Source organism: Bacteriovorax sp. DB6_IX (assembly GCF_000447775.1).
Classification (GTDB): Bacteria; Bdellovibrionota; Bacteriovoracia; order Bacteriovoracales; family Bacteriovoracaceae; genus Halobacteriovorax_A.
The window spans coordinates 1-13,675 of the sequence record NZ_AUNJ01000134.1 but is presented as its reverse complement, the minus strand read 5'-3'; the positions used below and the strand labels follow the sequence as shown (position 1 = coordinate 13,675).

Sequence of the window (13,675 nt, the reverse complement as noted above, 5' to 3'; positions counted from 1 at the left end):
AAGGCCCTAGAGCATATCGATGTTGCGCAAAAGCGATCTGACTGGCAATTTGAAAACTTCTACAATCGCCTCTGTATGCAAAACTTTGGCGCCTGTCCAGAAGAATTCAGATGGCTAATTACGACAAATAGAAAGAACCTTATTCAAGAATATATTGAAAGAAAGGACCAAAAAATACAGGCAATTCAAGATAATAAACTTCCCTACCTCCATAAGGGACAAAAGGAAGAAATTGCACAGATCAATAGAGATTTTCAACTCTATGACCTCCTTCTTCTTAGAGACTCTATTTTGGGAGACAATGATAGCAAGGAGCTCAGAACAAACTTACAAGATAACTTTTTAAGACAGCTTCCTGAAGATTACGCAATTTTTAGAAACCTTCAAGAAGGACCGATTGATAACTCAACCATTAGAGAGTTTGTGACTAAGATGGCGATTCAGTTAGAGAGAACAACTGAAAATGAGTATATTAAAATTGATGACATGCGCGACACTGGCCTAGATGCTTTTGGAAATGGAATTGGATCATTTGCTGTTGATATTCTAGGAAGAGTTTTTAAAAAGAGAAAGTATGTTCCAGCACTTAGAATAGGAACAAACTTTAGAAAGAATTACCTCTTCAAGAATGTAGAGGCCAAAATTCAAGAACTAATGAATGGTGGGATGGCACCTGGTGATATTATTCTGGAAAAAGATATGAAGGCCAATACGGATGTTCTCATTCCTGGGTACTGGGTTCATGCCTCGATTTACCTTGGGACAATTAAAGACTTTAAAGAAATGGGCCTCTGGAATGCACCTGAGTTTGCGCTTATCCAAAGGGATATCTTAAAGTATCAACATAATAAGGACTATAAGAAAAACCTGACAAAGAAGTATAAGAATACAATGAAGTTCGAAGAAATCCCATGGTTTATTGAATCGGATAGACCTGGAGTTGGAGCACACCCAATGCATAAGTTTCTTGGAACAGATGGGATGGCCGTCCTTAGACCAAATAAGATGAAATGGGATAAGAATGCCGTGATTGAGCATATAAAGAGGGCCAATACCTACGTGGACTTTGCCTATGACTACAATCATAGCATTAGAGATCAAAAGAAAGTGACATGTAGTAAGTACGTCCTAAGAGTATTTGATGATATAACATTTCCAATTTCAGAAAATCTTGACTATATCACGATCTCGCCTGATCAAGTCGGACAAGGAACAGGACTTGGTGAAAATGGATCAGGACAATTGAAACTCATTATGTTCTTTGATCATCAGGCCAAAGGGAAGATGACATATCACCATGAGACAATGCCAAATAAATCGGCATTTCAAGAATACCTAAAAGCAAGTTTTAATCTATAAGGTGATTGGTCGATAGAATTGAGTGACAATTTCACGCGATCTATCGGCCAAATCCAACTTCTTGCAATCATAGCTTGGAAGAATTGTCTCCCCCTGGTGCAATCTAACCTGAATTCTTCGACACTTTAGCATTGACCAAAAATGAGCAAAGAAAGTCATCTCATCATACCAAAAAACCTTATCACGATTATTCTTATTAATTTCACAATAATCTAGACGACAATAGTTGAGACAAAGGGGAAGAATGGGAGTCTGAGTTCTAATGGCCGCATCAAAAAGGGCCATTTTAAATTGCTTAACTCGACTTCCGTCAGTACTTGTAGCCTCAGGAAAGACCGTGATATTAAGGCCTGAATTAAGAGCATCCTCTAACTCACGAAGCTCTTTATGCCTATTTTCACGTGAGCGACGATCAACAAAGAGACATCCTCCCAAAGTACAGATTTGACCAAGAAATGGTGTTTTCTTCATCTCCATAGAAGTCACAAACATTGTGGGAAATCTTGCCGCAACAATCATGATATCCAAATAAGAGAGATGATTACAAACGATAAAATGATGAGTAGATCTTTCAAGATAAACCTTATAATCGACTTCTATCGAGAAGATTTTCAAACAGGCCTTTGAATAGATCTGAAGGATTCTACAGAGAAGCTTCCTTGTTACAACTGGTAAAATCTTATAGACCAACAAGAGTGGAGCGGTCAAAATGAAGTAACTAAGAACTAAGATTCCAAAGAGCAGAAGTTTGCAAAATGCCCGAATAATTTCAACATTAATCCCAAAGAACATTAGAAATACCTACGTTTAAACCCAGGACTTAACCTCTCTAAATCGAGAATGGTCATAAAGTCGAGACAAGAAAACTCTCTATCAAGAGCAGGTGCTCCGGCAATAACGGCCCCTGCACTTATATAACTCTTAAGAAGGGCCGGTACAGATTTCATAGCAAATTCTCTATCATAGATATGAGGATGCCTTTCAAAGTGAACATTCATTTTGAAATCCCCTATTGGTGTGGCACGTAGCTCTTTAGAGAGCACGCCTTTTTCAGCGAAGTAATGATATATCTGATGCGCAAGTTGAGTTGATTTAGAATGAACAGATGAGGAACCAAAGAGATAGCGAGTCTCTGTATCAAGACAATATTGCCCAATCCCCTTCCATAAGAGAGAAAGAACTTGACCATTTCTATGCTCAGGATGGATACAAGCACGACCAAGCTCTAATTTATTACCAGAAAGCTTTTTAAAAGAATCAAGATCAAACTCGTTTTCGGAGTAATACTGATTTGTAAAAGCACTACTTAAAACACGATAATAACCGACAATCTCACCCGTATGTGTTTCCTGAATGATAATATGATCACAGATAGCATCAAATTCATCAAGATCAATTGACTCATAAGGAGTTGAAGCATGGCACTCTTCAACGAAGATATCGTGACGAAATTTAAATATTTTATGAAACTCATCTAAACGATTGGCCGTCTTTATACTATAGCGACCGGCCACTTGCTCAATTTCCACATAGGGAGAACTCTTTAAAAAAGTGGCAAGCACTTCCATTCCTTCCCCTAAATCTGTCCATGGATTTTTGAATAAAGGTAATGATTTAGAAATAACATCTAACATAGAATCGTCCTTTGCTTATGAAGATATGATATTAAGCTCTTTAAGAGCTGAATCCTTGGAGCAATACTTGCAATCTCTACAAACTCTTCTCGCGTATGGAGTTTTCCTCCGATTGCGCCAAGTCCATCGAGACAAATATTATCGTGCTTACTAAAATAATTAATATCAGCAGCACCACCAGTATGAACAAGCGATAATGCTTCACCATCACTTCTTGCTACTTCACGTGAGAGAAATAATTTTAAAGTAATGTCGATCTCACTCTGCTTCATAGGAGGACAATCATCCTCAATACTATAGAGACACTGAGTCCCAGCATTGGTCTTTTGACAAAAGCTTTGAGAGGATTCAAAAATTTGAATAAACTTTTGGTGGAGTTCATCACGAACCAGAGGTGAATTAAAGCGAAAGTCAATTTTAGCCGTCACACTTCCACAGACAGTATTAAAACTTTTAAAAGGTGTTTCCAAGGCTCCAATATTAAGTCTCACTCCTGATCTGTCGCGCACAAGCTCTTCCAATTTTTGATATTTTTTAAAGAGTTCATGAGCAGCATTTAGGGAGGCGTCATCCAAACGCCCCGCATGGGAGGCGATTCCTTCGATAAAAACTTTGTACCAACGATTACCATTACGAGAGTGAATGATTTTTCCTGCCCCCGGTGATGGTTCCATCCCAAAGACATAACGAGTCTTCTTCTTTAATTTTTGAAAATGCTCGAGGTGTCCAACAGATCCCATCTCCTCATTAGGAGAGATCACAAACTCGATGGAATAAAAACTGGCCATTTCACCTTTCAGTAATCTGGCCAGTAACACAAGCATAGCGAGAGAAATTCTATTGTCGGCACTGCCCGCACCGACGAGAAGAGAATTATCTATTGTAAAATTGGTATTGGGAGAAACCATATCTGCATGAGCAATAAAAGTAATACTCTCTTTAGAAAGTCCTTCTCTTCTTGCGACGAGCAGTGGTGCAAATCTCTTATCCTGACTTTCAATAAGGCGGCAATTCATCCCCTCATTTTCAAATAATCGTTTTAAGTAAATTTGCAAGTCTGTCACACCATCACGGTTAAGACTCTGCGTTTGGTATTGACCCATGGCAAAGAAAATATTCAGTGCTTCCGTGGTCAAATCACCGGACTCAGTTGTTGTGTGCGTGTACAACCAATTATCCTCCATAATCAAAATAGATAAGAGATTGTCCTTAATCTCTTATTCCCCCTCTATTTCAATTAATACTAATTAGAGGAGGAAATTCGATATGTAGAATCAAGGTATGATTTGGGTTTTGTTAGGGAATTGTCAGGAGACTAAATTTCTTTTTCTCGTCTAATAATCGACATCGCGACTTTTACACCATCAACAGCGGCCGAAGTGATCCCTCCAGCATATCCCGCCCCTTCACCACAAGGATAGAGCCCCTTATGGGAATCAGACTCAAAAGTAGTACGGTTTCTCATTATAGTAACAGGAGCTGACGTTCTGGTTTCTGGTGCCATCAAAATAGCATCCTTTGAAATAAAGCCTTCCATTTTCTTATCAAATGTGACTAGACCATCATGAAGTCCATTGGCCACAAAATCAGGAAGAACTTTTCTCAGATCATACTTAAAAATACCTGATGGGCATGAGGTCTTTGGAAGTTCCGTTTGAACTTTTCCCTCAAGAAAGTCGTTTAGAGTTTGTGAAGGGATCTCCTTACCCGAAGCTTTTTCCAAAGAGGCCTGATATGCTCTTTGCTCAATACTCTTTTGAAATTCATGACCTGCTAGGACATCATCAAGAGGATAGTCCTTTCCGGCCTGAACAGAAACAACAAGGGCAGAATTAGACCAACGGGAATTACGAGCGTAGTTACTCATCCCATTTACAACAATACCGTCTGCATCTGTTCCACTTGAAAGAACATAACCACCAGGACACATACAGAAACTATATGTCCCTTTATCTGTTGATTTGTCATGATAAGTTAGCTTGTAGCGGGCCGCTCCTAAGTCACATTGGGAAAATTGACCATATTGAATAAAGTCAATCAAAGAACGTGGGTGCTCCACACGAACACCAACAGCAAAATCTTTTGCCTTCATGGCCACACTCTTATCTTTGAGGTGGTAATAGATTTCTTTTGCTGAGTGACCCGTGGCCAATACAACATTATTTGAATAGAGCTTCTTTCCATCACTTAGAAGAACACCCTCGACTTTATCATCATTGAACAAGAGTTCATCGACACGAGAATTATAGAGAATCTCACAACCCTTCTCTCTTAAGTGATCTGTAATTTTATTAATTAGCCCTCTAATCTTATTCGATCCAAGGTGAGGATTTGATGTATATGCCGTATCTGGAGGTGCTCCAAAATCAACAAAACGATTCATGACATATTGAACATAAGGAGACTTGACTCTTGTAATAAGCTTTCCATCAGAAAAGAGCCCGGCACCACCTTCTCCAAAGCAGACATTATTCTCAGTATCAAACTCTCCATAACGCCAATGTCTTGCAATATGCTTCATTCTATTATGAGCACGATCCCCCCTTTCAATTACAATTGAAGGAATTCCATATTCAGCTAAGCGAAGGGCGCAGAAAAGCCCGGCCGGCCCAGCACCAATGATAATTGGTCTTTGCTCAAGAGGTCCCAATTCCTTAAACTCTTCACGCCATGCTTGAAATATCTCACCAGCAAAAATAATTTCTACTTTATAATTATAAATGGGTTTCTTCCCGCGATTGGCCCCTCTAGCATCAAGTGCTTTAGAGTGGATACGGTAATCAGTAAAACCAGGATGGTTCTTATTGAGATAGAACTCAATATCCTGATCAAAATCGAGACGGAATTGGATAATTTTACTCATAAAGGGCAAATTACATGAAAAGCTTTGTTTTTACTAGTCTTGTTACCTAATTACACATTACAAATAAAAACACTCGAATCGTAAATTTTGTTCTAAATTTTTGCTTTTTCACAACAAAATATTCAAGTAAAATATTGATATTATTAAGTAAGAAATAAGGCATTAGCTATGGCGAAAATCGCTCAAATTATCATTGGAGATGAACTCCTCAGTGGAAAAATACAAGACCTCAACCTTAAGTGGCTAGCAGACTTCCTGCTGCCAACAGGATTCAAATTAAACTCTTCTGAAATTATTGGAGACGAGGAATCTCAAATCATAGAAACCCTTAAAAATGCCTTGGCCAAGAATGACGCTATTATAGTCACTGGTGGACTTGGCCCAACTAAGGACGATAAGACTAAGGCCGTCTTAGCGCAATTTCTTGGCTCACAACTAGAAGAAAACCAAGCGGCGATTGAGCTCGTCACTGAACATTACAAACGATTTGGAAAAGAGTGGAGTAAGGGACATAACGGCTATCACCTCATCCCTAGCGGAGTCACTCCCCTAAAAAACCCACAGGGTCTTGCACCTGGTCTCATGGCCGAAATAGAGGGTAAACTCATCTTCTGCGCCCCAGGGGTGCCAAGAGAATTTCAACATATGACGAGTGAGGTAATATATCCTCTACTAAGTGAAAAGATTGCCACTCAATCTTCAGAGCTCGAGATCTTCAATATACGAACTTTTGGGATACCGGAAGAAAAAATCTTTCACGAAATTTGTCCAGGACTTTGGGAAGAGTTAGAGAAATTTGGTAGTGTTAGCTCTCTTCCACAAATTATGAATGTGGATATCACTTTGAGACTGACAAAGGACTCTGAACTAGAGAATAAGAAGATCCAGATTATTGAAATACTCAAGAAAACGCCAATTTGGAAGAGTGTTTGGCAAATTGGAACAATTCCCCTCGCCGCCTATATTATTGAGAAGGCCAAAGAAAAGAATTTAACGATTTCATTTGCAGAGAGCTGTACAGGAGGCCTCACCGCATCGAACTTGACCGACATCTCAGGTTCTTCTTCAGTGTTTTTGGGAAGTGTTGTCTGCTACGCCAATGAAGTCAAAACAGGCTTACTCGGCGTCAAAGAGCAGACCCTCAAAGATCACGGTGCCGTCAGTGCTCAAACAGCTTTTGAAATGGCCGAAGGAGCGAGGCAATCAATGAAATCAGATATCGCTATTTCATTTACTGGAATCGCAGGCCCTGGTGGTGGAAGCGTAGAAAAGCCAGTGGGAACCGTCGGGATTGGATGGTCGACAAAGAATAAAACAGACTCGAAACTCTACCAATTTCATGGAGATAGACTCAAACTTAAGGAGCGTTTTATGACGAAAGGACTCTTTAAGCTACTACAAATAATTGAAAGTATGTAGTGTCCACCCTTTGAGTTAAACAAATTTACACCTTACTTTAAAATACTTTCTATTTATCATATAGTCCCCCTAATTTAGGGGGAAATATGAAGCTTCAAAAAACCTTGCTCGCAGCAATGACACTTGCTCTATTCTACTCATGTGGGGATAAAGCACCACAGGCAGTTGATAACCAAATCAAAGGTGATTACCAACAAATCATGAATTACTACAATTCTCAAAGGGTTGAATGTGAGGATAAGAGTGATTGTCCAGGTTATGCAGCAAAGCTTACATATAATACAACGGCCGGTAATGAGTATTCTGCCGGTGTTTGTTCAGGAACCCTTTACAAGGGAAAGTATATTATCACAAACGAGCACTGTATTCCGCTAGAGCTTAATGCTGGAGATAGTTGCGAAGGGAAAATTAAGGCCCTCTTTCCAGAGACTGATGAGTTTGATTCCGAACAGGCCCAATGTGATAAAGTTTTAAGAATTCTCTCTCGATCACAAAATATCGATATCGCTGTGATCTCTCTAAAAAGAGAAGTCACAAGAGGAGAAACAATCTTACTAGGTCCAAATAGATTAACAGATGGATCATCATTTAAGGCCTATACAATGTCACCACATTGGTATGATAGACACCTTGGGACAATTGAAAAGAAAACTTGTCAGGCCTCAATGGAGAATATCTTCTCTGCAACAAGTGATGCAAGAAATAAGGAAATCAGCTTCTTTGGAAGTGATTGTGATGTTATCAGTGGAAACTCAGGAAGTGGGATGATTGATTCTTCAGGGTTACTAGTTGGAGTTGTCCATTCACGTGTTGATATGAAAGAGTTTGTTGATTCTAATGAAGGACGTCTCGCCACAGCTCCTCTTCTACGTTATTCATATGCGGGCTTTGGCTCAAATATTGCTTGTCTAGACAAACAAGCGTCACAGGGTTGTCTTGACTCTAACACTAATACAAATGAGTATATCGAAAAGATAAAAAGTCGACTTGGTTATGCTGGATATGACAATAGTGATCTAAGGTATTACTTAGATAAGGGATTTAAGCTATCTGTATCCTATGCGGATTCAACAACACAAGATCATCAAAGGCTATCATCTTTAATCAATTCATTAAAAAGTGAATCGGCAAGCGCAGCTGATCTTATTAAAAACTCAATAAAGAAATAGAGATAACGAAAAAGCCGCCTAATCATTAGGCGGCTTCCTGCGAAGGTATAAAAGCAAGGGAATCGACTTTCATGTCGAAACGTAGATGACTTATGCTACTTTCTTATCCCAACTGGCCTCTTTAATCTTAAGCTCCTCGATATAGGCCCCAGCGCCTTTTAGTCTCGTGGCAAGAAGCCTAGAAAGGTTCAGAATAAGTAGCGAAAATATCTTTGGATTTGTTTGATAGAGACCAAAGATATCATTGTAATTCATCACCAAAATATCTGTATAATTATCACTCTTAACATCTGCATGACGGACATTTTCTTTTAAAAGAACCATCTCGCCAAAGAGATCACCTTTTCTCAATTTAGCAATCTCAATATCACCCTTACAGACCATAGCACTACCTGAAAGAATTAAGTAAATCTCATTTCCGCTATCGCCCTTTCTAAATATATAATCATCAGGCCCTAATGTTTTCACAGAACACTTCTCGCAAATTGTCATAATCTCCGAGTCATAAAGATCGTGAAATAATGGGCACCCTTTTACAATTCCTAATACACTCATATCATTCCCCTTATTCTAATGAACACAAAAACTCTAACTAAGAGACTTTTCTCTTACTCAACTCTTCCAGCTCTTTTGGAAGATCGAGCTTAGTTGAAATCTCTTTAAGAGTTTCAAGAATAAGAGGGAAAATTGCCTTATCTTTAGAAGCATCGTTTTGGATGTGATACCAAAGAATCTGTAATGTCGTTTCAACTTTCTTAAATGTTCTCTCCCTCATATCCTGAATAGGGAAAAAGGTATTAAGAAAAGTCAGGATTAAAGAGAAGGCAATCCCGGCAATTGAAGTCTTCATGGCAAAGGCTACGTTAATAACGAAACGAGTCAGTGTCTCCGAAGAACCTTCAAGATTGTTAAAGTCAATATTCGCAATTTCAGGTAGTGCCATGGCAATACCAATAAATGTTCCGAAAACCCCAAATACAATAAAGAGGTTTGGAAGAATATCAATCATCCTAGAAACACCTTCAATAGGAATATGACCAAAAAGCTTAGTCCAATTTTTATCATCGTTCATCACCCTGTCAGTAAGTTCAGTAAAATCAGGTGGTACCTGACAGTTGAAGATAGAACTCTCCCCTTGTATCGAAGCAATTAAACCATGCTTTGAACCTACATAATCACCAAGAGACATGGCCGTAATTCTAGCATCTCTCTCATCTTGTTCGCCATTTTCGACAATTGTAGGTTGCTCCGTTTGATGACCCCCTTGAATTTGAGTCGATCTATCTGCAACATTCTTATTCTTACCAAATCTTAAAGTCTGACTCGGGAGCTTCTCGTTAACCCTTCCCAAAATATTTGAAAGGTAACCTTCCACGTCATCGATTCTGACATTCTTTTGCTTGTCATTATCGATACAAGAATCAAGCTCACGTGTGAATCTTGAATAGTAAGCCTCATCATCTTTACTATGCCTATAGGCCAGGTATCTGAAGACAAGAGCACTTCCTAAGAGAGTCATCATAAACTCAATTAGGTAATTTCCGAAAAATCCTAAAATTAGTTCAACCATAAGTCATCCTTTGGAAGATCCAGTATTTTCTCTATCGTTTTTGGATCATCCTTCAGTGTAAAGCTCAGCTCAACTCTTTGTGAAAGAGAACAACTATACTTTCCACATTTTAAGTCTGGGTTAGCTAAAGGCACAGGGATTGAGGCTGGGGCCCTATCCGCTACTAAGATACCTTTAGGATTCATAATATCTTCTACTTCTTCATCAATTCTTTGAGACAGAAGAACAGGTCTTGTAAATCCATAACCAATACTCTTTGTCACGTTTCTCATATAATACTTATGAGGAAATCTTAATTTATGACCATAGATATAGTTAGTAATAGCTAGGGCCCTACGTGATGAAAGATTTAAGTTGTAGTTATAGGCCTGTGGCTTACTACTAAATGGGTCAACTGGTCCACTTAAGAAGTTAGGAGAGGCGTGTCCTTCAACGTTAAAACTTTCAATCTTCTCTTTAATCTGTCCATCAGAGAAAAGAACATCTGAATAGACAGGAATGATCTGCTTAAGCTTAGCTTTGGCAAACTTACTTAATCTTGCACTATTTGTTTCAAACAAGAGGTTCTTATCCATAAGAAGAGTTACGTTACCAGTTTTAGGATCAACCTTGGCATCAATCTTATTTTCTCTAAACTTTCTCGCTAGATTCTTTGCAATATTAGCTCTTAAATTCTTCTTCTGATTTTCAATTTTCTTCGCAACATCTCTAAACTGATCTAGCATGTCTTTTTTACTAGCAATAGTTCTTCTATTCTTATCCTTACAAGCAACCAGTTCCTTCGTTTTGCTACCAAGTCCACTCTTAAGATCAGTAATATTACCGAGAAGACCTTCTTTCTCTTCCTGACAAGCGGCAATTATACCTTTAGAGTTATTCATATCATTTTGAAGTTTGGCCAAGTTATTACCGAGACCATTTTTCTCATTTTCAAGTTTCTTAATAAGTTTGCTTAGATCTGAATTCTTCCCACGCTCTTTACCTAGAGCATCTTTAAGTCCATTGAGATCATTGCCAAGACTTGCAATCTTTCTTCCTGCTTCGCCAAGCTTCTTACCAAGATCACCCTTTCCATTTTGTAGATCAGCAATCTCTTTCTTTGCATTTCCAAGACTTGCTTTCAGATTCTTATTTTCACCAGTAAGTCCATTGATTTTCCCACGGGCCTTGGCGAGTGCGTCTTTAAGACCACCATTTTCTTTTCCAAGACCAGCAAGTTCTCCCCTGGCCTTTCCTAGGGCTTCTTTTAAACCACCGATTTCTTTTCCAGTCCTGCAAGTTCACCCTTGGCCTTTCCAAGAGCTTCTTTGAGACCACCATTTTCTTTTCCAAGTCCGGCAAGTTCACCCTTGGCCTTTCCAAGAGCGTCCTTAAGACCACCAATTTCCTTACCCATTCCAGCAAGTTTTCCCTTGGCCTGCCCTAGGCTTCTTTTAAACCACCATTTTCTTTTCCAAGTCCGGCAAGTTCACCCTTGCTTTCCAAGAGCGTCCTTAAGACCACCAATTTCCTTACCCATTCCAGCAAGTTTTCCCTTGGCCTGCCCTAGGCTTCTTTTAAACCACCTTTTCTTTTCCAAGTCCGGCAAGTTCACCCTTGCTTTTCCAAGAGCGTCCTTAAGGCCACCAATTTCCTTACCCATTCCAGCAAGTTTTCCTTTGGCCTGCCCTAGGGCCTTCTTTAGCCCTCCTATCTCTTTTCCCATTCCGGCAAGCTTACCCTTTGCTTGTCCAAGGGCTTCTTTTAGTCCACCATTTTCTTTACCAAGTCCGGCAAGTTCACCCTTGGCTTTTCCAAGAGCATCTTTAAGTCCACCGATTTCTTTCCCCATTCCGGCCATTTTTCCCTTGGCCTGACCTAGGGCCTTCTTTAGACCACCGATCTCTTCACCCATTCCTGCCATTTTTCCTTTGGCCTCACCTAGAGCTTTCTTAAGTCCACCATTTTCTTTGGCCATACCGGCCAACTCACCCTTGGCCTTGCCAAGTGATTTTTTAAGACCGCCATTTTCTCCTTGAAGTTTTCCCACTTCTCCTTGTAGGCCAGCAACCTTACCTTTTAGTTGCCCATTTTCTTTTCCAAGTCCTTCTAACTTACCTTCAGCTTGAGCAAGAGACTTTTTCAAACCTCCATTCTCGCCTTGAAGTTTTCCAACTTTACCTTGAAGACCAGCAACCTTACCTTTGAGCTGACCATTTTCATTCTGAAGTCCTTTAAGTTTTCCTTCTGACTGCGCCAACTTATTCTTTAGACCACCATTTTCACCTTGAAGCTTTCCAATCTTTCCTTGAAGACCGGCCACCTTACCTTTGAGTTGACCAACTTCATTGGCCAGTCCTTTATTTTCACTTTGGGCCTGTGCTAATTTATTTTTCAGGCCACCATTTTCGCCTTGAAGCTTTCCAATTTTCCCTTGAAGTCCGGCCACTTTACCTTCCAATTGACCCACTTCATTAGCAAGACTTTTATTCTTACTTTCAGATTGGGCCAATTTGTTTTTAAGCCCACCGTTCTCACCTTGAAGCTTAGCAACTTTTCCTTCAAGCTTAACAACTTGTCCTTCAAGTTTATTCACTTCATCAGAGAGATTCTTATTTTGTGATTGTGACTGTGATAGTTTATTCTTAAGCCCACCATTTTCACCTTGCAGCTTCCCAACCTTACCTTGAAGACCAGACACTTTTCCCTTTAATTGACCAACTTCATTAGATAAACTCTTATTCTTGTTCTGGGATTGAGTTAGCTTATTTTTAAGTCCACCATTTTCTCCCTGAAGCTCACCGACTTTTCCTTGTAGGCCCTTAATCTTACCGCTCAATTGACCATTCTGGGCAATTTGGCCTTTTAGTTCTTGTTCTTTTTGATTAAGAGATTGCGAGAGTCCACTTACTTTCTTATTTAGTTGTTGGTTATTCTGTTGCTCTTTCTGAATTTTTGTCTCAAGATTTGTATTTTGTGTTTTTGCAACTTTAAGACTCTTCTTAAGCTGAGTCTTATCTCCCTCAAGTGACGAAACCTTTCCATTGAGTTCATTAACTTGAGCATTGAGATTATTTTTAATTTTTTCCTCTGCAACAATCTTGTTTTCTAATGACTTAACCTTTCCATTAAGACCATTTCTTTCCTGCGTAATTTTTTGAACATTACTTTGTAGGTTTCCAATTTCTTTTCTTAAACCGACAATTTGATTCTCACCTTTCTTAATAACCTGGTTCTTCTGCTTAATTTCTTCAGAAAGTTTTGCAACTTCAACCTTTCCTTGATTTAGAGATTTTGTTAATTGTTGAATTTCATTTCTCTTTTCTTTGAGAATTTGATCTTTAGTTTGAAGTTCTTTAACTTTTGAAGAAACAACCTTATTAACTTGTTCAATTTCCTTCCTCTTATTTTCAATATTTAGATTAAGTTTAGAGATCTCTTGAGATTTTTGAGAGACAACTTTTTCTAGCTGCTGATTGGACTGTTCTTTCTGAACCACGGTATCTTTGAGTTTTTTAACTTCTGATTGAAAATTTGAGATAGTTTTTTTCAACTCAATTTGCTTAGTTTTCTGCTGCTTAATATCTGAATTAAGACTGGCAATAACTCGTTTCTTCTTATCCTCTTCCATTTTTAACTCTTGGACCTTCTGCTTTTCTAGCTCAAGAGCGCTAAATTGTGT

At 39.0% G+C, this 13,675-nt stretch carries 12 protein-coding genes; 3 read left to right on the top strand and 9 right to left on the bottom strand.

Annotated elements, in window-relative coordinates; translation table 11 throughout:
* The coding region (locus M901_RS04185; protein ID WP_021276934.1) for a YiiX/YebB-like N1pC/P60 family cysteine hydrolase at nucleotides 1-1,359 on the top strand (1,359 nt) is incomplete at its 5' end.
* Here M901_RS04185 and M901_RS16235 read toward each other — a convergent pair.
* The 4 genes from M901_RS16235 to M901_RS04165 form a co-directional block, all read right to left on the bottom strand.
* The gene (locus M901_RS16235; RefSeq protein ID WP_021276932.1) at nucleotides 1,354-2,151 is read right to left on the bottom strand and encodes a 1-acyl-sn-glycerol-3-phosphate acyltransferase; all 798 of its coding nucleotides are present in this window, start codon (nucleotides 2,149-2,151) and stop codon (nucleotides 1,354-1,356) included. The genes M901_RS04185 and M901_RS16235 overlap by 6 nt on opposite strands.
* Nucleotides 2,151-2,993, bottom strand: coding sequence for a GNAT family N-acetyltransferase (locus tag M901_RS04175; RefSeq protein WP_053335816.1), 843 nt, complete (start codon nucleotides 2,991-2,993; stop codon nucleotides 2,151-2,153). Before M901_RS04175 ends, M901_RS16235 begins: the two co-directional genes overlap by 1 nt.
* Nucleotides 2,987-4,162, bottom strand: coding sequence for a M20/M25/M40 family metallo-hydrolase (locus M901_RS04170; protein WP_021276931.1), 1,176 nt, complete (start codon nucleotides 4,160-4,162; stop codon nucleotides 2,987-2,989). The genes M901_RS04175 and M901_RS04170 overlap by 7 nt, the downstream gene beginning before the upstream one ends.
* Nucleotides 4,163-4,308: 146 nt before the next feature.
* Nucleotides 4,309-5,856, bottom strand: coding sequence for an NAD(P)/FAD-dependent oxidoreductase (locus M901_RS04165; protein WP_021276937.1), 1,548 nt, complete (start codon nucleotides 5,854-5,856; stop codon nucleotides 4,309-4,311).
* Between the two features lie 168 nt (nucleotides 5,857-6,024).
* Here M901_RS04165 and M901_RS04160 point away from each other — a divergent pair, with 168 nt between their 5' ends.
* Nucleotides 6,025-7,275: a CinA family nicotinamide mononucleotide deamidase-related protein gene (locus M901_RS04160; RefSeq protein WP_021276930.1), complete on the top strand. Its 1,251-nt coding sequence runs from the start codon at nucleotides 6,025-6,027 to the stop codon at nucleotides 7,273-7,275.
* An 86-nt stretch (nucleotides 7,276-7,361) separates the two neighbouring features.
* Nucleotides 7,362-8,444 carry a serine protease gene (locus tag M901_RS04155; RefSeq protein ID WP_021276929.1) on the top strand — a complete coding sequence of 361 codons (1,083 nt, stop codon included), beginning with the start codon at nucleotides 7,362-7,364 and terminating at the stop codon, nucleotides 8,442-8,444.
* Nucleotides 8,445-8,534: 90 nt separating this feature from the next.
* Here M901_RS04155 and M901_RS04150 read toward each other — a convergent pair whose 3' ends face one another.
* The 5 genes from M901_RS04150 to M901_RS04135 form a co-directional block, all read right to left on the bottom strand.
* Nucleotides 8,535-8,999 (bottom strand): cyclic nucleotide-binding domain-containing protein, encoded by a 465-nt coding sequence (locus M901_RS04150; protein ID WP_021276928.1) that lies wholly within the window; start codon nucleotides 8,997-8,999, stop codon nucleotides 8,535-8,537.
* A 37-nt stretch (nucleotides 9,000-9,036) separates the two neighbouring features.
* Nucleotides 9,037-10,014, bottom strand: coding sequence for a hypothetical protein (locus M901_RS04145; RefSeq protein WP_034720237.1), 978 nt, complete (start codon nucleotides 10,012-10,014; stop codon nucleotides 9,037-9,039).
* Nucleotides 10,002-10,895, bottom strand: a complete 894-nt coding sequence (locus M901_RS04140) for an OmpA family protein (protein WP_198295338.1) — start codon at nucleotides 10,893-10,895, stop codon at nucleotides 10,002-10,004. The genes M901_RS04145 and M901_RS04140 overlap by 13 nt, the downstream gene beginning before the upstream one ends.
* 365 nt (nucleotides 10,896-11,260) lie before the next feature.
* Nucleotides 11,261-11,410: a hypothetical protein gene (locus M901_RS17400; RefSeq protein ID WP_021276933.1), complete on the bottom strand. Its 150-nt coding sequence runs from the start codon at nucleotides 11,408-11,410 to the stop codon at nucleotides 11,261-11,263.
* 72 nt (nucleotides 11,411-11,482) lie between these two features.
* The coding region (locus tag M901_RS04135) for a DUF4686 domain-containing protein (RefSeq protein WP_021276939.1) at nucleotides 11,483-13,675 on the bottom strand (2,193 nt) is incomplete at its 5' end.